This window comes from Marinobacter sp. BSs20148 (assembly GCF_000283275.1).
Lineage (GTDB): Bacteria > Pseudomonadota > Gammaproteobacteria > Pseudomonadales > Oleiphilaceae > Marinobacter > Marinobacter psychrophilus.
The window spans coordinates 1,095,860-1,115,619 of sequence record NC_018268.1; the positions used below are offsets into that span (position 1 = coordinate 1,095,860).

Genomic DNA, 19,760 nt, shown 5'->3' on the forward strand with positions numbered 1-19,760 from the left:
TGTTAATTGCTTATGCGACGCCGCAGGCCCCCTCAAGATGAGTTTCATAATAAAGAGCGTTGGCTAATCTCATACGCCGACTTCATTACGCTGTTGTTCGCGTTTTTTGTGGTGATGTATTCGGTGTCTTCGGTTAACGAGGGCAAATACAAGGTGCTGTCGAATACCTTGACCGGTGTTTTCAACGCTCCGGAACGCTCGGTTGTGCCTATTACCGTTGGCGATCAGCCGGTTGCTGGTGGGCGCAGTGACACCGATTCCGTCATTGCGCCGGTGGTTACCGAAACACCTCCCAGTTTGCCAGCACCAGACAACGCCAGCCGGTCGCTTGCGCTTGAAGAGCTGGCCGGCCAGCTCGGACAGGAATTTAGTGCACTGATTGAGGAGGGCGTAATATCCCTGAGCGCAGATGATGAGTGGTTGCAGCTGAATTTGCCCAACAGCCTGTTGTTTGGCAGCGCCAACGCTGAGCCCCATTACGACTCCTTCGCAGTGATGGAAAAAATTGCGGACGTGCTGCGCGACACTGATAACGCCATTCGCATCGAAGGTTTTACCGATAATCAGTCCATTCGCAGTGACCGCTTTCCGTCAAACTGGGAGCTTTCGGCTACCCGCGCGTCGGTTTTGGTGCGCATGCTGGTGATGGATGGCATAGACCCGGCGCGGCTGGCTGCGGTGGGGTACGGCGAACATCAGCCAGTGGCACGCAACGATACCGACGAAGGCCGTCGCCGTAATCGTCGTGTGGTGCTGCTGATTTCCCGCGACGCCAGCATTCGCGGTGCCATACGCTGAACCTGGCACGATTTCTGTAGTCTTTCTTTTAAAAAAGAGTGAACGGCGCTTTTTCAATAGCGAACTACAACGTAACGGCAATGCATTGCCGTGTGAAATGCCGAGGACAGGCAGGAGAGCCAAACGTGCGAATTTGGGCAGTGGCCAATCAAAAAGGCGGGGTGGGTAAAACCACCACCGTGGTTGCCTTGGGCGACCTGTTGGCCAGCCGTGGCAAGCGTGTGCTGATGCTGGATATGGATCCGCACGGTTCGCTTACCAGCTGGTTTGGCTATGATCCGGACAGCCTCAAACACAGCCTGTTTGACTTGTTTCAACATCAGGGGAAAGTACCCGAAGGACTGCCCGCCCAACTGATTACTGACACCGGCGTGGCCAACCTTTCTTTACTGCCGGCCAGCACTGCCCTGGCAACTCTGGAAAGGCGGATGACCGGTGTGGAAGGCATGGGTCTGTTGATTTCCCGCGCGCTGGCGCAGTTATGGGATGATTTTGATTATGTGCTGCTGGATAACACTCCAACATTGGGCGTGCTGATGGTTAACGGCCTGGCGGCGGCAAGCCATTTGATTATTCCAGTGCAAACCGAGTTTTTGGCCATTAAGGGTCTTGAACGCATGTTGCATACCTTGCACATGATTAGCCGTTCGCAGAAAAACCCCTTGAGCTATACCATTGTGCCAACTCTATTTGACCGCCGAACTCAAGCCTCGAATAAAAGTCTGAATCTGCTGCGTGATACCTATCCGCATCAGCTTTGGCGTTTTGCCATACCGGTAGACACAAAGTTCCGTGATGCCAGCGAGTCCGGATTAGTGCCCTCAGCGGTAGACGCCAAAACCCACGGCGTGCGCGCTTATCGCCGCCTGCTCGACGACTTATTGGCGCAAACCGGCACTTGGCTGGAGCCGTCTGGTGGCTGACAAAAAAATGACACAGCTGGCGGACCCGCAAGCCGCCATCGCCAGTTATCTGGACGACCTGCTGCACACGGCTACCGAACAGGCGAACCAGCAGGACACCCAGGCTGTTGCCAAACCGGTGGTGGCAATAGCGTCGCAGCCGCTGCCGGCCAAGCCAGATCCGGCAATTGCTGCGCCATTAGTGCAAGCCGTGACTGCTCCGCAACGGTCGCCAATAGCCGGGCCGCAGGCAAGGCCTGAGTGGGCCGAAAAGCCATTTGAATGTCTGATTTTTACCGTGGCAGGGTTGCAGCTGGCAGTGCCCTTGGTGCTGTTAGGGGGCGTTCACCGCATCGAAGACGATGTAAGGTCGATGCCCGGAAGTCCGGCCTGGTATATGGGTATTCGCCCGGGCCGGGACAAAAATCTGCGGGTGGTCGACAGTGCCGAGTGGATTATGGCGGGTCGGGCGCCGGCAAATGCACGCGCTAATTATCGGTTTGTGATACACCTTAACAACAGTGATTGGGGGCTGGCTTGTGATAATGTGGCTCAATCCTTTACGTTGAGCCCTCAGCAGGTGCGCTGGCGCACGTCGCGAAGCCAGCGGCCATGGCTGGCTGGCACAGTGATTGAGCAGATGTGTGCCCTGCTTGACGTTCAGAGCATGGCGAACCTGCTGGTTCGCGCCGAGCGCGAACAGCACCTGGATTTAAGCTGAGGAGGCCTCAGCGAGTGTTTAGTGTTAACAAAGGGTAGTGCTGGCACGATTTATGCCTCTTAAATTGCGTATAGGGGCGCTAATGATGATTTTTTGACGGTCAGGCTGCCCGAAGGGCAGCCGTACATGGAGATTTAACACAATGGCAGCCCCAAGCGGACAGCAAAATCAGACCAAAGATGACGAGGTACTGCAGTACGTGACCTTTCGTCTGGACGATGAAACTTACGGCATCAACGTAATGCAGATTCAGGAAGTACTGCGTTACAGCGAGATTGCGCCGGTACCGGGTTCACCAGATTACGTTCTGGGCATCATCAACCTGCGCGGCAACGTGGTAACGGTGATTGATACCCGTCGGCGTTTTGGCTTGAACGATGCCGACATCACTGACTCCAGCCGGATTGTGGTGATGGAGTCTGCCGATCAGGTGATGGGTATTCTGGTGGATTCGGTGGCCGAGGTGGTTTACCTCAAGTCCAGTGAAATTGAAGCCGCGCCCAATGTGGGCAGCGAAGAAAGTGCCCGCTTTATTCAGGGCGTGTGTAACAAAAATGGCGAACTGATCATTCTGGTCGAGTTCGACAAGATGCTGACAGATCACGAATGGGCGGACATCTCAACGCTGTAAGGTCTTAGGACGGCAGTGAACGCAGATCGACGCCCTGACGCATACCAAGGAGACGTTGCTATGTTTGCTGATGTATTTGCCGAGATTCCCCAATGGGTGCCCTGGATTCTGGTCGCTACAGCACTATCTTTGCTGGTGGCGCAAATCGTCTTGCAAGGGCGGCAGCTGCGGGGGCTGCAGGCGGCGCTAAAAAGCCGCTGTGACATTCTTGGCCGCGAACTGCATGCCACTGCCAGCACCGGCATGGGGGTAGGCCAGCGCTTGGTAGTCTGCGAACGCCAACTGTACGAACTGCGAACCACTATCGAAGAAATGCGCCAGAACGATCCGTTGCGGGTGTCTTATGACGAAGCCGCAAGGCTGGTTGATCTTGGCGCCGATATCGACGACCTGATGAACACCTGCGGAATTTCCCGGCCCGAGGCAGAGCTGGTGTCGGCCCTGAAGAAACGCCAGGCAGCCTGAACCCCGGTCTTTGGCGTTATTGACCGGCGTCTTCCGGTGTCAAACCCTGTATGTGAAAAGCGAAGGCCAGAATTTCTGCCACCAGCTGGTACAGCTGTTCGGGGATTTCGTCATTCAGCGACAGTCGTGCCAGGGTGCTGGCCAACTCAGCGTTTTCGTACAAGGGCACCCCGTGTTCGCGGGCAATGCGAATAATTTCGTCCGCAAGTTCGTGATTGCCAACAGCGCTGATGGTGGGCGCCCGCACACCGTCGTATTTTAACGCGACTGCCGCTGACGCCTGTTGCGACTCGTTATTTTTGCTCATGCTTTGGTATCCACCAGTCGATGTTGCAGCTTTGTTGCTACCGGGCCCGGATTGCCCTGGCGACACTCCAGATCCGCCACTTCGAGCCCCAGATCCGTCAGGCTGCTGCGCAGCAGCGGCAGTTGTTGGTGCACCTTGCGCAAGGTGGCCAGTTTCTCTGCCCACACGAGAGCGCTCACCGCCTGTTGGCGTAGGCTCACTTCGAATTGCAACGGGCCGGCTTGGTCCAGATCCATCGCCAGTACCAGGCGCCACTCGCCAACGCTTGCCCGTGATGGCCCGCTGCCGCTGCCGTCTTTGCCCGGATGCTGTTCAATCCGCAGTTGTGCCAGCTTGGGTTGCTGTTGCGGGTTCATCCAGGGCAGTTCCAGTAACAGCGTGTTAATGGGCGCGCCGGCATCTGTGCTACCGCGAGCGTTCAACACCTGAGTGTGCAGCTGGTTTACGGTAATGCGGTTGAGCATACCGGCCAGAATTCGCAGCAATTGCCCCACGTTGGGCGGTTCTTCTCTAGCGCTGCTAACGGCGCTGGCCTGGGCCATCGCGAACGCGCCGGGAAACTGTAACGGGGCCTGAATCAGTGCTGGGCTAGCCAGCGGTGTCAGCCGGTTGAACTGCTCTGGCCCGTGTCCCTGTTGTGCCAGAAGCGCGGTGATTACCCGGCCAATGGCCAGTTTTAGATCGGGTAGGGTTGCCGACGGTGTTGCTGCCAGTCGCGCCTCTGCAAACAGCCCGCTTTCGCTCAGCCACTGCTGTACCTGTTGCACCGCCGCGGTCTGCTGGCCGGCCCCTGGCGCAAGCTGGTTGCTGGCGGGTAAACGCGCAAATAACTGTTCCAGTGCTTGGCGCGCCGCTTGCGGCAGAGGCTGCGCGGCGGCGCCCGAGACAGCCTGCGAGGGCAGTTGGCCGAGTGGTGTGTCGGCTTTCACACCTTGCTGCAAGCCTGCCATCAGTCGTGCCAGTCCGCTGTCCAGGCTTTGCTGCCAGGGCAGGCGTTGCACCAGAGCCTGTGCAAGGCTGACTTCCGGGGCAGCTGCCAGTTTGCCCATCAGCTGCAATTCGTTGCCTGCACGCAGCACTTTTATCCAGTCGCCGGCCTGAAGTTTGGTTTCGCCAATACTGGCCTGAACTTGAAGCGGTTTGCCGCGTAAGTCCAACAGCAGCTCGGCGCCACCATCCCGGCGTTGAATGACATCGGTAACCCGTGCCAGCAGGCTTTCGTTACGACCCACCTGCAATTGGTCCAGTACCCGCTGGGCGCTTAGCGCGGGCGATGTAGGCGGGGCTGGGGCAGGCGCGTTGGCGCTGCCTTGCGCTGGCCGGCTGTCCGCGCTGGCGTGTGGGTTGGGTTGGGGCGGGTTGGCGGGAAGTTTCATCGCTACCAAATTGATCTGGAGATGGGTAATCACTGGCTGGGTTCGCTATAATGCTCCGCGCCAATATTGAATACACCCGATGCCAGCCTACGCTGCATCGATACGGATACGGGGCCCGGATGTCTGAACCGCTGCTACAGGCGATTAATTTACACTGTGAACGCGACAAGCGGGAACTGTTCCGTGATTTATCGTTTTCCATACTGCCCGCAACTGTGACCCGTGTCGAGGGTGCCAACGGCTCTGGTAAAACCACTTTGTTGCGTATATTGGCCGGTCTTAGCGATGCCTGGGCTGGCCAGTTGCTGTGGTGTGGCGAGCCGCGTTCCCGCGTGCGCGAGTCGTTTTTACGCAATGTGCTGTATCTGGGCCACCGGCCGGGCATAAAACCGTTGCTGTCGCCGTTGGAAAACCTGCGGGCGCTGATGGCCGGTCGCCGCCCGATGGGCGATAAAGTCCTTACGCAGGCGCTTGCAAGAACCGGTCTGGCGGGCTACGAACAGGTGCCGTGCAGGCACCTTTCAGCCGGTCAGCAACGGCGGGTGGCGCTGGCGCGCCTGTTGGTTGCCGACGAGCCCCTTTGGCTGCTGGATGAGGTATTCACCGCCATCGATGCGAACGGCGTGGCGGCTATCGAAAACCTGCTGCAAGAGCGCGCCGCTGAGGGCGGTGCCGTGGTGTTTACCACCCATCACAACGTACAGATCGCAGGCACGAAGCGATTGGTACTCACACCGGGGGCCGTTGGTTATGATGATTAAACCCTCGGATCAGGCCGTCGGTTCGATTGAGGCGATGAAAGCGGTGTTCGCTCGCGACATGAAAGTGGCTTTTCGCCAGCGTCAGGACTTGCTCAACCCTTTGCTGTTTTTCATGATGGTGGTGACTCTGTTTCCGCTCGGCGTGAGCCCGGAAATCTCATTTTTGCAGGAAGCCGGGGCCGGCATTTTGTGGGTGGCGGCACTGTTGTCGGTGCTGTTGTCACTGGATCATCTGTTTCGTCACGATTTTGACGACGGCACACTGGAGCAGCTGGTGCTGCAGCCACAGCCTCTGTTTTTGCTGGTGTTGGCCAAGACCATGGCGCACTGGGTGCTAACCGGACTGCCGCTGGTGTTATTAACGCCGGTTTTGGGTGTAATGGTGCATTTGGACGGGAACTCTATCGCTATTTTATGTCTAACGCTGCTAATTGGTACACCTGTTCTTAGTTTGATCGGTGCGATTGGTGCGGCGTTAACTCTGGGTTTGCGATCAGCCGGTGTACTTTTGTCCCTATTGATTATTCCGTTGTACATACCGGTGCTGATTTTTGGTACCGGCACGGTTGCCGCCGCCGCCGAAGGGGCCCCGGTTGGCGCTTATCTGGCGTTGCTAGGCGCGTTTCTGGTGTTGGCTTTGACTCTGGCGCCTTTCGCCAGCGCAGCGGCTCTGAAGGTCAGCCTGTCAAACAGCTAACAGACCAATTCAAACAGAGGCAAGGTATTTAACTGATGTGGCAATTTTTTCACAAGCTGGGATCACCAAAATGGTTTTATGGGATTGCCGCCCGGCTAATGCCTTGGTTGCTGGTATTTGGATTGCTGTGTCTCGGCGCTGGCTTGGTGTGGGGCTTGGCGTTTGCGCCTAAGGATTACCTGCAGGGCAACAGTTACCGCATCATTTTTATTCATGTGCCGTCGGCGTTTTTGGCCCAGTCAGCTTACATCATGATGGCCTCGGCCGCGGTGGTTACACTGGTATGGCGCATGAAGCTGGCCGATGTGTTTGTCAAAGCCGCAGCGCCGGTGGGTTTGGTGCTCACTTTTATATCGCTGTTCACGGGCGCGGTTTGGGGCAAACCCACCTGGGGCACTTGGTGGATCTGGGACGCACGGCTGACATCGATGTTGATCCTGTTGTTTTTGTATGGTGGGGTAATCGCTCTTGACCGCGCCATTAATGATGAAAAATCAGCGGCCCGCGCCGTGGCCATATTGGTGCTGGTGGGCGTGGTGAACATCCCGATTATCAAATACTCTGTGGATTGGTGGAATACTCTGCATCAGCCGGCCACCTTCAAGCTGACAGAGAAACCCAGCATGCCGGCAGAAATGTGGGTGCCCCTGCTGCTGTCGGTTATTGGTTTGTATCTATTGTTTGGCTGGCTGGCGTGTCTGCGTATGCAGACGGAAATTTTGATACGTGAACAGCGCACTCGCTGGGTACAGGATCTGTTTCATGTGAATGGAGGTGCCAGATAATGGCGTTTGATTCCTTCGGTGCGTTTTTGGCAATGGAAGGCCATGGCCCCTATGTATGGGCCAGCTACGGTGTATTTTTTGTATTGATGGCGGTGCTGATGGTGGGTTCTTATCGGCGCCGCAATGCGGTGCTGCAAAGTTGCCGCCAGCACGCCGGTTCCCGTTCGTCGCGGGCGCCAAAACCAGATTCGGACACGGCGCCAGCGGCTGCGGCCAGCTTCACCCGTGTTGATGTTTCCCAAGACTGAGTGGCTGAAAAACCATGCACCCGATCCGCAAAAAACGTTTGACCATTGTGCTGTTCCTGCTGGCAGGCCTTGCCGTGGCGGTAGGCTTGACTACCTACGCCCTGCGCCAGAATATCAATTTGTTTTATGACCCTACCCAGATCGCTGCAGGAGAAGCTCCGGCAGATGTGCGCATTCGCGCCGGTGGTATGGTAGAAGAAGGTTCTGTGCTGCGCGATACGGAAAGCCTGAAAGTAGCATTCAGGGTGACTGACTTTACCGAATCCGTCACCGTTGAGTACGTGGGTATCCTGCCCGACCTGTTTGCTGAAGGGCAGGGTATTGTGGCCATGGGTAGATTAAACAGCGAAGGCGTGTTTGTGGCCGACCAAGTGCTGGCCAAACACGATGAAAACTACATGCCACCGGAAGTGGCATACGCTCTGGAAAAAGCCTCCGAAAGCCGCGACGTTGTCGCTGAAGCTACCAAAACCCTGACCAACTGATGTCCGTTAAGCGCCCGATACGCAGGGGTGTGTGGCAAATGTGTGGTGTATGGCAAATATGTGGAGTATCGAAAGTATGATGTACCCGGAACTCGGACAGTTTGCACTCATTCTGGCGCTGCTGCTGGCGGTGTTGCTGTCGGTGGTGCCCTTGGTGGGTTCGGTCACCGGCCGCGATAGCTTGCAGGCGTTTGCCCGGCCGCTGACGGCAGGCATGTTTGTATTTGTCGCCTTGGCCTTTGGTATTCTGGCCTACGCTTTTATGACAGATGACTTCTCGGTGGCTTATGTCGCCAACAACAGCAACAGTCTGTTGCCTTGGTATTACAAAATCAGTGCGGTTTGGGGCGGCCACGAAGGTTCTCTTCTGCTTTGGATTTTGATGCTGGCGGGCTGGACTCTGGCGGTTGCGGTGTTTTCGCAGCGCCTGCCTTCGGTGATGGTGTCCCAGGTGCTGTCGGTGCTGGGCTTCGTCTGCGTTGGTTTTTTGCTGTTTATCGTTGTTACTTCAAATCCGTTTGAGCGAATGCTGCCAAACATTCCCGCAGACGGCGCCGACCTGAACCCGTTGTTGCAGGATTTTGGCCTGATTATTCACCCACCTATGCTGTACATGGGTTACGTGGGCTTTTCAGTCGCTTTTGCGTTTGCGATTGCGGCACTGATTAACGGCCGCTTGGACGCCGCCTGGGCGCGTTGGTCGCGGCCCTGGACCACTGTTGCCTGGGCCTTTTTGACCATCGGCATTGCCTTGGGCAGCTGGTGGGCCTATTACGAGCTTGGCTGGGGCGGCTGGTGGTTCTGGGATCCGGTCGAGAACGCGTCGCTGCTGCCATGGCTGTCGGGTACGGCACTGATTCACTCGCTGGCGGTGACGGAAAAACGCGGCGTGTTCAAAAGCTGGACTGTTTTGTTAGCCATTGTGACCTTTGCCTTGAGCCTGCTCGGCACCTTCCTGGTGCGCTCTGGCGTACTGACCTCGGTGCACGCTTTCGCCTCGGACCCCGAGCGCGGCACCTTCCTGCTGGTTTTGCTGGCCATTACGGTGATTGGCAGCCTGATTCTGTACGCGGTTCGCGCACCCACTGTGCACGTACGCGCCCGTTACGGTTCCATGTCGCGGGAAATTTTCCTGCTGCTGAACAACGTCATGCTGGTATCGGCTACCCTCCTGGTAGCGGTGGGCACGCTTTACCCGCTGGTGCTGGACTCACTGGATATGGGCAAGCTGTCTATTGGCGAGCCGTTTTTCAATTTGACCTTTGCTCCGCTGGCTATCGCTGCGGGGTTGTTAATGGGTGTGGGTGTTTTTTCACGCTGGAAGAAAACCGACGCTGGCTGGTTGGCGCGCAAACTGCTGTGGCCGCTGGCCCTCAGCATTCTGATCAGCGCTGCGGCGATTGTCGGTTACGGCGAGTTCAAGACGATGGCTTTTCTTGGCATTTTCACCGCGGTGTGGGTGGCTGTGGCCACGTGCTGGGACCTGTGGGACAAGTCGAACTCACGTAAAGGCCGGATGCATGGGCTCAAGCGGCAGTCGCGCAGCTATTACGGCATGGTACTGGGGCATCTGGGCCTGGCGATGATCATTGCAGGCGCAACGGTGGTATCTAATTACGGCATTGAGCGCGACGTTCGTATGGAGCTGGGCGATGTTGCCACCGTGGGTGACTATCAGTTTGTGTTTACCGACATTGGCCAGCGCCAGGGTGCAAACTTTACCGCCGAGTACGGTGGTTTTGACGTGTTGTTGGACGGCCGTAAAGTGGCTGAGTTGCACCCGGAAAAACGCCAGTATTCGGTGGGCATGAGCGTGATGACCGAAGCAGACATAGATGCGGGCTTTACTCGCGACATTTTTGTCGCTATTGGTGAGCGCATCTCAGACAACGCCTGGGCCATTCGCCTGCAGTACAAACCTCTGATTCGCTGGTTATGGCTGGGGGCTTTCATAACGGCGCTTGGCGGCTTCCTGGCGGTGAGTGACAAACGCTACCGTATCCGCGAACGGGCAGCCGAGCCAAAAGCGAAACTTGCCGACAGTGGCTCTCTTGTCGCGAACCCGGCGATGACTTCTGTTACAACACCGGTGACAACGTCGGAGGCTCGGTCTTGATGAAGCGGGTCCTGTTGTTTTTGCCGTTGTTAGTGGCTCTGGTTTTAGGCGTATTGCTGTTTTCGGGCATCGGTAAAGATCCGACAAAGCTGGATTCAGCCCTGGTCGGTAAAGCCATGCCGGAGTTCGCTCTTGAGGACCTGCACCAGCCAGAGGTACAAGTCAGTCAGCAGGTGTTTCAGGGCGAGCCCAGCTTATTGAATGTGTGGGGCACCTGGTGCCCGTCGTGTCGCGACGAGCATGCTGACTTGATGTGGCTGGCCAAGAACGAAGGCGTGCCCATTGTGGGGCTGAACTACAAAGACCAGCGTGCCGAGGCCAAAGCATGGTTAGAGCGTCTGGGCGACCCCTACAGCACCAGTGTTTATGATCCCAAAGGCAGCTTGGGCTTCGATCTGGGTGTGTATGGCGCTCCGGAAACGTTTGTAATTGGTGCTGACGGCACGGTGCTGCATCGCCACGTGGGCGTGGTGAACAAGCAGGTGTGGGAAGAGACATTACGGCCTCTTTTGAACCAGGCGGGAGGTCAGTACTGATGACCATTTTCAGGCTTTTTAGCCGCTTTGCACCGGGGTGGGTGGCGGCCCTGCTGATTGTTCTGGCACTGCCGGTTCATGCGGTAGTGCGCGACGTTTATAGTTTTGACACTGAGGAAAAACAGCAGCGGTACCAAGTCATGATCACCGAGCTGCGCTGCCCCAAGTGCCAGAATCAGAACATTGCCGACTCTAATTCGCCGATTTCCGAAGACATGCGTGACGAGGTCTATCGGATGATGACAGGCGGCGCCAGCGATGTAGAAATTATGGATTCGCTGGTAGGCCGGTTTGGCGAGTTTATCCGCTACAAGCCCTTAGTAGAAAAACGCACCCTGCTGTTATGGGCAACACCGGCCATTTCAGTGTTAGGCGGCCTTTTAATTGTGGGTGGTATTGTTTTACGTTCGCGCCGCAACAACCAGATTGACAGTGAGCTGAGCGCCGAGGAACGGGCGCGGGTGGAGAAAATTATGGACGGGCACAACGGCAAATCAGATTCACAGGCGTAACGCCCAGAACAAACCGCAATCAAATTTAACGATTTTCTCTCATCGGTAACGGGATTTTCATGAGCAATATTTTTTGGATTGCCGCATCTTTATTAATCATGTTGGCATTGGCCTTTGTGCTGTATCCAGTTTTTTTCCACCGCTCTGGCCAAAGCCAACAGCTAGACCAGCGCAATCAGAATCTGCTGGCTTACCGCTCACGCATGCAGGAATTAGACGCCGAATACGAAGCCGGCGTGTTTGACAAAGACAACTATGAACAACTAAAAACCGAGCTTGGTGGTTCCATGCTCGATGACATTCCTGAAAATGAAACGCCTGTAGCCTCAACCCCCGGCCGTAAAACCGGCATGGCGGTGGCGCTGTTGTCCATTCTGGCGATTCCCGCTTTGACCCTCGTGTTGTATGAGCGTTGGGGTGCGATGGATCAGGTAGAGCAGTTCATTACCATGGAGCAGCTGGGGGGCGGTGATGACGCTGGCCGCGAGCAACAGATGGCGTCGCTTGCCGCGCAGTTGCAGGCTAAGCTGGAAGCCAGCCCGGACAACCCTGATGGCTGGGCCATGCTGGGGCAAACTTATATGCGCATGGAGAAATACCCGCAGGCGGCACAGGCGTTTCAGCAGTTGGAGCAAAGCGTAGGGCGTGTCGGCGGTGACGACCCATCCCGTGCTCTGGCTTTAGGCCTGGCTGGCCAGGCGATGTTTTTCCAATACCAGGGCGCGATGAACGCAGAGGTGCAGCAGGTCATCACCAGCGCGTTGGATCTTGACCCAAACGAGGTTAATGCCCTCGGTCTGCTGGGCATCAGCGCTTTTGGCCAGGAAAACTACCGCGAGGCGATTGGCTTCTGGCAGCGTATTGTGCAGGTGGCCCCCGATCATCCGCAGCGTGACTCCATCGAAGGCGGTATTCTCGAAGCTTACAACCGCTTGGGCGAAACGCCGCCTGAGAGCCTCCAGGCATCGATTCAGGCTTCCAGCCAGCCGCCTGCTCAGGCCCTGAAGAGTGATGGCCCCGGTGTCACCGTAAGCGTGAGCCTGGACGAGACTTTCTGGAACGACGTACCTGCCGATACCACACTGTTCGTGTTTGCTCGCCAGGCCAACGTCAACAGCGGTGCACCGCTGGCGGTTGCGCGCTTCACAGCCGCTGACATGCCGCTGGAGATCCGCCTGGATGACTCCATGGCAATGTCTCCGCAGAATACGATTTCCTCGGTTGAAACAGTAATGGTCACGGCGCGTTTAAGCCCCAGTAGCAGTGTTATGGCCCGCGCCGGCGACTGGCAGGGCAGCTTGGCGGCGCCGGCTACGGTAGCCGCTGGTGAGCAAACACCTCTGACGCTGGTGATTAATAGCTTATTGATCGAATGAGCATGGCCTTGCCGCAGTAGCGGCGAACACGTTGGCGCTGCCGCGGTGGCTTGTAATGACCTATACCTGAGTGGCGCTAACGCTGCGATGCGTCAATGGCAGGCGGGTACAGTGGCGATAGACCGTTATTTGCCGCCTGACTGGCAGGCCTGCGCGCTAACTCACGAATCGCCTGTTGCAGCTGTGCCGGGTTATTCGACGCATTGTCCTCCAACGGTTGCTCGGTGCTATAACGGCGCTGTTCAAGCGTGGTCAGAGCGTCAGTGAGCGGCGGTAAATGACAGAACTCCGCCACTTGGCGCCAGCTTTGAAATCCTTTGCCCGGATACTGCAGGTTCATCCAGCGCAGCAGCAGTCGCGGGGTGTCCGGATTGTTGTTGCCGGCAGCGGCCAGCAGTTCCTTGTAGAGCTCTGAATCGTCTGCGCCGGCGTCACTCTTGGTTGCCTTGTTGGCTCGATAACGGGAGCGCTTTGCGCGCCAGAAAGAACCTGCTGTAATACTCCAGCCAACGGCCATAAACAGCGCCAGCCAAGGCCAGAAAGCACCGCTGCCAGTATTGCCTTGGTCGTTTACATCCAATTCTGGATCTGCGTCGTCACCGTATTCATTCAGCTTTCCATCGAAAGCGGCGACCGCCGGAGCTTGGGCCTGAACCTGAGCATTGAAGTCTGAACCGGGTGCAACCACCAGCACGCGCTCGGGGATAATCGCGACTTTTTCTGAATCGCTTGCGGTATCCCACCAGGGAACGCGTACCTCGGGCAGGCGTAGCTCACCGGCTTGCACCGGCACCAGGGCGCTGGCCTGTTGCAATATAGACGTCAGGCCTTCGGCGCTGATGTCGGTGGCACGCTTGGCTGGTTCTGGATAACTGCGCATCCCGGGCGTTGTCTGAGCCGGAAAGGGCGCCAGTGTGGCATCTGGCAAACCTTTGGCGCGCAGTGTTAGCTGGCGGGTCAGATTTGCACCGCTGGTGACGCGATTATCGTTGGGCAGCCCGCTTTCTTCCAGTGTTAACCCTGTGGCGGGTAGCCAGACGCTGCCGCTGAATTGCGGCGGTATGTCTTTCACAGGCAGGTCAAACAGTTGTTCGCTGCTGCGCAGGATCTTCAGGCGGCCGCTGGCGCCGCGAAAGCTGCCTTCAAATTCGAGGGGCGCCAGGCTGAGTTGGCCCGGTATCTGCGGGTAAACCGCGTAGCGGCGCTCAATCATACGGTAGCGTTGATCACCCCGAACCCGGGCGTATTCCTGCTGTGGGCCCAAGGATTCAATCACCGCGTTATTGCTGACAGGTTCCGACAGTTCGCCGCGGATGAGCCCATTGCTGAAGTACAGTTGTACCGTTAGCAGTAGCTGCTCCTGCACATAAAGTTCGGCTTTGTCAGTGGAGAGCTCTATAAAAACTTTTCGCGCGTCGACAGACGAACTTTGCGCCCATGCCGGCAACGCCAACAGGCACAAAGCGATGATCAGGAACCGACGAAAGCCACGGCAATCGCTGTAACCGTTATGATCATAACGCCACAACGGCGCTGGAAATGTGCTGTTTCGTTCTACCATGGCGTATCGCCTCTGTCTTCTGGTGTCTGCCGTTGCCGGTATTGCTGAAGGAATTTCTGCTGCAACAGACCGCCCGGGTCATCGGGCACCCGCCTTAAAAACTGCTCTTGGCTTTGGTTCAGCGGGGCCTCACGGGTATCTGCCAGGGCCTGTTCCGGGCCAGGCTCTTTAGCAGGTTCATTCTCGGGCTCATTTCCTGATTTTTCATTAAGTTCGGCATCGAGCTCTGCGCTATCGCCGTTGTTGTGAGATTGCTGATCGCGCCCATTTTCACTTTTTTCCGGGTTTTTGGAACTCTCGGAATTTTCAGAGTTCTCGGAATCTTCGCTGTTCTGCGGCTGCCCGTTCTGGCTGTCCGAGCCCGGTTCCTGCTCGGATGATGGATCTTGCTGTTGACCTTGTTCTTGCTGTTGCTCTTGTTGTTGGAGCAAGTCGGAAACCAACGCTCGGTTGGCAAGCGCGTCCGCGTGCTGAGGCTGAAGGGAGAGTGCTTGGTCGTAGGCGGAAATAGCGGATTCCAGTTTGCCCGCTTGGGTCAGGGCGTTACCCCGGTTGTAGGCACCGTCAGCTCCGGGCACTTCGGCGAAGCGCTCACCGGCGGCCTCGAACTCGCCGCCGCGATAGAGTGCTGTACCTTGCCATTCGGGCGTTTGCAGCTGCTTTGCGGCCTGCTTCGGGTCCTGCTCTATCAGAGCTGGCGCGCGCTGGTCTTCACGCTGCCACAGTTCGCCCCAGCTAAGGGCTTGCGCAGGTTGTGGCAGGGTAGGTAGCAAGGCCAGAGCGAACAGCGCTAAAGCTCCGCGGCGCCAGATCAGTAGTAACAAGGGAAGGGCCAGCCACAGTAGCCAATAGCCGTCTTCTTGCCACTGTGACTGTTGGCGCGTCTTTGCAGGATCAAGCCGTGCCGCGTCAGTTTCGGTAAAAGCCACGTTTAAGCCGCTGACCGTCAGCGTGCTGAGGTCACGGCCATCCAGCGTCAGGGTCGCGCTTCTGCCGCCATTGGTCGCCGCCAGTTGCGCTAATGCGTCGGGCGCTGCCTGGCTGATTACAATGCGGTCACCGTCACGTATGAACCCGCGATCGGCCAGGGGGATTGGGCCACCGGCGCGGGTGCCAACGGTGAGGGTGTCCAGTTGAAAACGGCTGCCTGTCAACAGCTCGGTAATGGCCTGACGGTAACGGGGTTGCACGTCGTCTGTGATTAACAAAATACGACCGTTGCCGGGTGCTCCGCGTTCGAGCAGCTCCATGGCCTTGCGCACTGCTAGATCGGCGCGGTTGCCTGCAGCTGGCATTATCAGCGGGTCCAGAACCGCGAGCATGGATTCGGTCGTGGCGCTGTCGTCACTGAGGGGCGTTACGCTGTGGGCGTCTGCGGCGAACACCACCAGAGCTGTAAGGCTGCCTTGGCGCGCGGCAAGAATGTCGCGAACCTTGCGTTTGGCCAATGTCAGGCGGTTGGGCTGCACGTCGGTGGCCAGCATCGACAGCGACAGGTCCAGCACTATCACCAGGCTGTTGGCGGGCGGTGCCGCGGGGCTTGGCGCCTGGCGCCACACCGGGCCTGCCAAGGCCAGACTGATCAGCGAAAACGCCAGCACGGCTGCCAGCGGGCTGGCGATCCGTGGCATTTTTGTGAGCACTTTTCGCTGGTCCGCAGCGCTGTGTTGCGGCTCCGGCAGCAGCGGTGCCAGAAGATGCCGGGGTATCAGTGCTGACCAGCCGCTGTCGCCGTCACCGCGATGGCGGGCAAGCCAGTACACCAGCGGTGTGGCCAGCAGCAGCAAAAGCCACCAGGGCCGCAGCCATTGTAACTGCGAAATCATCAGCTCAGACATGGGGCTGTTTCTCTGTTTCGGGGCCGTGGTGAAACGGCTGCCGGCGTCGCTTTTGGTAGCGGCGGAACAAGAGCGCAAACAGCCATAGCGTTACGGCCAGCGCTGCCGGCCAGACATAATATTCGCGTACCGGTCGGTAAAACTGACCTTCTTGGAGGGCCGGTTCGAGCTGGTTAATGCCGGCGTAAATACCGCCAAGCTCGGCCAGATTACGGGCGCGAAAATATTGGCCGCCGGTTTGCTGCGCCATGCGCGTTAGCAGGGCTTCGTCTAGATCCCGCGACGGATTGCGCTGCCGCAGTCCGGTTATGGCGCTGTCCGCGCCGGCGCCAATACCGATGGTGTAAAGCCGCACGGCACTGGCCTGTGCCAGCTCACTGGCTTTGTCAGGCGTTATTTCGCCGGCGGTGTTGGCGCCGTCAGTCAGCACAATGGCAACGCGTTGCTCCAGGGGCCGCTCGCGCAGGCGCTTCACCGCTAGCCCGACGGCGTCGCCAATGGCGGTTGCGCTCCCGGCCATGCCGAGGCCGGCCTCTTGCAGCAGAATGTTTACCGTTGTTCGGTCAAAGGTCAGGGGTGCTTGTACATAGGCACGGCTGCCAAACAGAATAAGGCCCAGCCGATCGCCCTGGCGCTGATCAATAAACTCGGCCAGCACCTGTTTTACCGCCTGTAACCGGTTAATTCGTCGGCCCTGGCGCACCATATCCGGTTCGTCCATGCTGGGTGAAATGTCTACTACCAGCATCAGGTCGCGTCCTGTTGTTGGCAGTTGCCGAGCCTCGCCTACCACTTGCGGTCGCGCTAGCGCCAGCACCAACAGCAACCAGCCCGACAGTGTGAGCAAACGTAGCCATGCAGGGTTCCTGACGCCATGGCTGGAAACCCCGGGCATGTCCGTTAACCAGTGCCCCAGGGGCATTACCGGTGCCTGCACGGGTTGAGCTGCGCGGCGCCGCAAAAGCAGCGCCAGCGGCAGCAATGCAAGCAACAGCACCCAGGGGTAAGCCAGTGTCATGGCGCACCCCGCAGTTGTTTTTTATGGTCTTGCAGCCAGCGCCCGGCGAACGCTAGCGCGTGCTGCGGGTCGCAGCTGCTGTGGGGTTGCCAACAGGCGTTCACCATTGTGGCAACTAGGTCTTCTGCTTCAACGGCGTTAGCGCTACTGTGCTGCAAAAACGCGACCCAATCGTCGCCGCTCAGGGCGACTATCGGCTGCAGTGGATAGATGTCACGAGCCACACGCTTTAGCAATGCGTTAAGCCGGCTGAACCAGGCGGGGCTATTCTGTAATGGCGTTTTCGATTGCGCCTGCAACGCCGCCAGTTCCCGTTGGGCAGTTTGCCAGCGCCGGTTGCGCTGCTGCCAGCGCTGCCATGCGCGCACGGCCAGCACCAGGCAAAGTAAGCCTGCAGCGGCGAGTAACCACCAGCCGGGCGCGGGCGGCCACCAGCCTGCGCTTCCGGGTAAACGGATATCGCGCAGTTGTTGCAGCGCGTTGGCGGCGTTGTTGGCGGTGCTAGGGTTGTTCATCCGAGGCGGCCCCCGCCGGCCATCAGCGCCCGCAGCGCTAAGCGCGGATGTTCGCCAGTAGAAACACCAATGCTGGTTACCGCCGCCACGCGCAGGCAATGTTGCAACCGCTCCTGGTGTTGATTCATGCGCTGCTGCCAGGCCTGGCGAAATGTGTCGTCCGCGGCGTCAAACCACAGCGGCCCAGTGGAGCTGGCCACCGCAAACTGGCCGTGCCGGGGTAATGCCTGCTCCAACGGATCACTGATCTGCACGGCGCTGACGCCGTTGTGCTGAGCCAGCCTACCCATCAAGCCAGCACTGTGTTCGCTCAGCTGCATAAAGTCACTGATGATGAAAATTCGGCTGCCGGTACGCGCAACACGACAGGCTTCCGCCAGTGCGTTATCCAGCGACCCCGGCTCTGCTAGCGGCGCGCTCGGGGTGGGATGAAACTGGCCGGGCTGATGTTGTAGGCGGGCAAGGTTGTCTAGCAGTCGCAGTACTGAGGTCTTGCGCCGCGCCGGGCGCTGCAAAGTTAACAGTTGGCCATTGAACACCAGGCCGCCTACCCGGTCGCCGCCAAAAAGCGCAACCCAGGCCAACATGGCAGCAACCTGGGCGGCGCGTACCTGTTTGTAGGCGCCGGTACTGGCAAAGAACAGTGACGGGCTTACATCACATAACAGCAAAACAGGGCGCTCGCGCTCTTCCTCGTAAATTTTTGTATGGGCTTGTTGTCGCCTTGCCGTTACTCGCCAGTCAATGGCGCGAATGTCATCGCCCGGCTGATACTGCCGAACTTCGGCAAACGCCATACCGCGGCCTCTTTGTGGCGAGGCGTAAGCTCCGGCCTGGCGGCTGCGGGTGGCCTTGGCCGACGGCAGTCGCAGCGTATGGGCTTCTGCCTGCAGCTTTACCAGCGCAGCCAATGGCAGCGCGATGTCGTGCGCTGCATTGGCCTGCGCGGCAGAGGTCGACACATCGAATTCGTTACCGTGAGTCATGGGCGGATTACGCCGTTACCGGCAAACATTCTAACAGTCGCCGCAAAAAATCGTCGGTGCTGATGCCTTCAGCTTGGGCGTCAAAGTTTAGTAGCACCCGGTGGCGCAACACGTCAAAGGCCACATTGCGGATGTCGTCCGGGGTCACATAGTTGCGCCCGTCAAGCCAAGCCAGGGCGCGGCTGCAACGGTCCAGTGCGATAGTGCCCCGCGGGCTGGCGCCAAAACTGGCCCAGCGCGCCAGTTCCGGGCTCAGTTCTGCAGGCTTGCGAGTGGCTAGCACCAGCGCCAGTAAATAATCTTCAACAGCTTCTGCCATGTGTACGTCGGCCACTTGCTGGCGCGCGGCAAACACCTCGCTGGCGCTAACGCGGCAGGTAACGGCGGCCGCAGGCTGGCGAAAGTCGCGGCGCGCCAGATGCAGAATTTGGCGCTCGGCGCTGGCATCGGGGTAATCAATCAACACGTGCATCAGAAAGCGGTCGAGCTGGGCCTCCGGCAGCGGGTAAGTGCCTTCCTGTTCTATCGGATTCTGCGTCGCCATCACCAGAAACAACGGTTCCAGCGGGAAGGTGTTCATGCCCACGCTGACCTGGCGCTCGCCCATGGCTTCCAACAGCGCCGATTGCACCTTGGCGGGGGCGCGGTTTATTTCATCGGCCAGCACCAGGTTGTGAAACACCGGGCCGCGCTGGAATTCAAAAAGACCGGTTTCCGCGCGATAGATCTCGCTGCCGGTTACATCGGAAGGCAGCAGGTCAGGGGTGAACTGGATGCGGTGAAAGTCGCCTTCAATATATTCAGCCAAGGTTTTGACGGCGGTGGTTTTCGCCAACCCCGGGGCGCCTTCCACCAGCAGGTGGCCATCGGCCAGCAAAGCCATCAATAGGCGATTAACCAAAATTTTCTGGCCAATAATACGGGTTTCCAGCTGACTCTGAAGATTTAAAAAAGTCTGCTGAAGTGATAACGGCGATGACATAGGCAAGGTACTCGTGACCGGTAACGGTAAAAGATAGCTATGCTACAACAATTGAACTGATAAAATTGGACTGATAAGTAGTTGCCGCAATTTTGCGGAGATGCCGGCAAAAATCAAGCGCTTGGCATATCCTTGTGCGACAAC

22 protein-coding genes are annotated in these 19,760 nt (G+C 58.0%); 14 read left to right on the top strand and 8 right to left on the bottom strand.

Features of this window, described 5'->3' with window-relative positions:
- Positions 1-12 precede the first annotated feature (12 nt).
- The 5 genes from motD to MRBBS_RS04905 all read left to right on the top strand — a co-directional run bounded on the left by motD (position 13) and on the right by MRBBS_RS04905 (position 3,517).
- On the top strand, positions 13-798 hold the full coding sequence (gene motD, locus MRBBS_RS04885) for a flagellar motor protein MotD (RefSeq protein WP_041635083.1): 786 nt from the start codon (positions 13-15) through the stop codon (positions 796-798).
- A gap of 125 nt (positions 799-923) precedes the next feature.
- Positions 924-1,721 carry a ParA family protein gene (locus MRBBS_RS04890; protein ID WP_014870323.1) on the top strand — a complete coding sequence of 266 codons (798 nt, stop codon included), beginning with the start codon at positions 924-926 and terminating at the stop codon, positions 1,719-1,721.
- The gene (locus tag MRBBS_RS04895; RefSeq protein ID WP_014870324.1) at positions 1,714-2,421 is read left to right on the top strand and encodes a chemotaxis protein CheW; all 708 of its coding nucleotides are present in this window, start codon (positions 1,714-1,716) and stop codon (positions 2,419-2,421) included. Before MRBBS_RS04890 ends, MRBBS_RS04895 begins: the two co-directional genes overlap by 8 nt.
- A gap of 142 nt (positions 2,422-2,563) precedes the next feature.
- Positions 2,564-3,052: a chemotaxis protein CheW gene (locus MRBBS_RS04900; protein WP_014870325.1), complete on the top strand. Its 489-nt coding sequence runs from the start codon at positions 2,564-2,566 to the stop codon at positions 3,050-3,052.
- 60 nt (positions 3,053-3,112) lie between these two features.
- Positions 3,113-3,517 (top strand): DUF2802 domain-containing protein, encoded by a 405-nt coding sequence (locus MRBBS_RS04905; protein WP_014870326.1) that lies wholly within the window; start codon positions 3,113-3,115, stop codon positions 3,515-3,517.
- A gap of 16 nt (positions 3,518-3,533) precedes the next feature.
- On the opposite strand, the gene MRBBS_RS04910 is transcribed toward MRBBS_RS04905, so the two are convergent.
- Together MRBBS_RS04910 and MRBBS_RS04915 are read right to left on the bottom strand one after the other, a co-directional pair.
- A complete protein-coding gene (locus MRBBS_RS04910; RefSeq protein ID WP_014870327.1) occupies positions 3,534-3,824 on the bottom strand; it encodes an EscU/YscU/HrcU family type III secretion system export apparatus switch protein in 291 nt (96 codons plus the stop codon).
- Positions 3,821-5,233, bottom strand: a complete 1,413-nt coding sequence (locus tag MRBBS_RS04915; RefSeq protein WP_144012684.1) for a flagellar hook-length control protein FliK — start codon at positions 5,231-5,233, stop codon at positions 3,821-3,823. The genes MRBBS_RS04910 and MRBBS_RS04915 overlap by 4 nt, the downstream gene beginning before the upstream one ends.
- A gap of 86 nt (positions 5,234-5,319) precedes the next feature.
- Here MRBBS_RS04915 and ccmA point away from each other — a divergent pair, with 86 nt between their 5' ends.
- The 9 genes from ccmA (at position 5,320) to ccmI (ending at position 12,716) form a co-directional block, all read left to right on the top strand.
- Positions 5,320-5,961: a cytochrome c biogenesis heme-transporting ATPase CcmA gene (gene ccmA / locus MRBBS_RS04920; protein ID WP_014870330.1), complete on the top strand. Its 642-nt coding sequence runs from the start codon at positions 5,320-5,322 to the stop codon at positions 5,959-5,961.
- Positions 5,951-6,658, top strand: a complete 708-nt coding sequence (gene ccmB / locus MRBBS_RS04925; RefSeq protein WP_041635084.1) for a heme exporter protein CcmB — start codon at positions 5,951-5,953, stop codon at positions 6,656-6,658. The genes ccmA and ccmB overlap by 11 nt, the downstream gene beginning before the upstream one ends.
- 35 nt (positions 6,659-6,693) lie before the next feature.
- Positions 6,694-7,443: a heme ABC transporter permease gene (locus MRBBS_RS04930; protein WP_014870332.1), complete on the top strand. Its 750-nt coding sequence runs from the start codon at positions 6,694-6,696 to the stop codon at positions 7,441-7,443.
- Entirely contained in the window at positions 7,443-7,691 is a 249-nt protein-coding gene (gene ccmD / locus MRBBS_RS04935; RefSeq protein ID WP_014870333.1) for a heme exporter protein CcmD, read from the top strand. Before MRBBS_RS04930 ends, ccmD begins: the two co-directional genes overlap by 1 nt.
- Before the next feature lie 14 nt (positions 7,692-7,705).
- A complete protein-coding gene (ccmE, locus tag MRBBS_RS04940) occupies positions 7,706-8,176 on the top strand; it encodes a cytochrome c maturation protein CcmE (RefSeq protein WP_014870334.1) in 471 nt (156 codons plus the stop codon).
- Positions 8,177-8,255: 79 nt separating this feature from the next.
- Positions 8,256-10,292, top strand: coding sequence for a heme lyase CcmF/NrfE family subunit (locus MRBBS_RS04945; RefSeq protein ID WP_041635482.1), 2,037 nt, complete (start codon positions 8,256-8,258; stop codon positions 10,290-10,292).
- Positions 10,292-10,828 (top strand): DsbE family thiol:disulfide interchange protein, encoded by a 537-nt coding sequence (locus tag MRBBS_RS04950; RefSeq protein WP_014870336.1) that lies wholly within the window; start codon positions 10,292-10,294, stop codon positions 10,826-10,828. Before MRBBS_RS04945 ends, MRBBS_RS04950 begins: the two co-directional genes overlap by 1 nt.
- Entirely contained in the window at positions 10,828-11,340 is a 513-nt protein-coding gene (locus MRBBS_RS04955; protein WP_014870337.1) for a cytochrome c-type biogenesis protein, read from the top strand. Before MRBBS_RS04950 ends, MRBBS_RS04955 begins: the two co-directional genes overlap by 1 nt.
- 59 nt (positions 11,341-11,399) lie before the next feature.
- Positions 11,400-12,716, top strand: coding sequence for a c-type cytochrome biogenesis protein CcmI (gene ccmI, locus MRBBS_RS04960; protein ID WP_014870338.1), 1,317 nt, complete (start codon positions 11,400-11,402; stop codon positions 12,714-12,716).
- Positions 12,717-12,792: 76 nt separating this feature from the next.
- Here the strand turns inward: ccmI and MRBBS_RS04965 are convergent, their stop codons facing one another.
- The 6 genes from MRBBS_RS04965 to MRBBS_RS04990 are packed head-to-tail and all read right to left on the bottom strand — an operon-like array spanning position 12,793 to position 19,616.
- Positions 12,793-14,277 (bottom strand): BatD family protein, encoded by a 1,485-nt coding sequence (locus MRBBS_RS04965; protein WP_014870339.1) that lies wholly within the window; start codon positions 14,275-14,277, stop codon positions 12,793-12,795.
- Positions 14,271-16,115, bottom strand: a complete 1,845-nt coding sequence (locus MRBBS_RS04970) for a VWA domain-containing protein (RefSeq protein WP_014870340.1) — start codon at positions 16,113-16,115, stop codon at positions 14,271-14,273. The genes MRBBS_RS04965 and MRBBS_RS04970 overlap by 7 nt, the downstream gene beginning before the upstream one ends.
- Positions 16,108-17,133, bottom strand: coding sequence for a vWA domain-containing protein (locus MRBBS_RS04975; protein ID WP_014870341.1), 1,026 nt, complete (start codon positions 17,131-17,133; stop codon positions 16,108-16,110). Before MRBBS_RS04975 ends, MRBBS_RS04970 begins: the two co-directional genes overlap by 8 nt.
- Complete coding sequence (locus MRBBS_RS04980; protein WP_014870342.1) at positions 17,130-17,648, bottom strand: DUF4381 domain-containing protein; 519 nt, start codon at positions 17,646-17,648, stop codon at positions 17,130-17,132. The genes MRBBS_RS04975 and MRBBS_RS04980 overlap by 4 nt, the downstream gene beginning before the upstream one ends.
- Complete coding sequence (locus tag MRBBS_RS04985; RefSeq protein WP_014870343.1) at positions 17,645-18,634, bottom strand: DUF58 domain-containing protein; 990 nt, start codon at positions 18,632-18,634, stop codon at positions 17,645-17,647. The genes MRBBS_RS04980 and MRBBS_RS04985 overlap by 4 nt, the downstream gene beginning before the upstream one ends.
- A gap of 7 nt (positions 18,635-18,641) precedes the next feature.
- Positions 18,642-19,616 carry an AAA family ATPase gene (locus tag MRBBS_RS04990; protein WP_014870344.1) on the bottom strand — a complete coding sequence of 325 codons (975 nt, stop codon included), beginning with the start codon at positions 19,614-19,616 and terminating at the stop codon, positions 18,642-18,644.
- Positions 19,617-19,760: the final 144 nt, after the last annotated feature.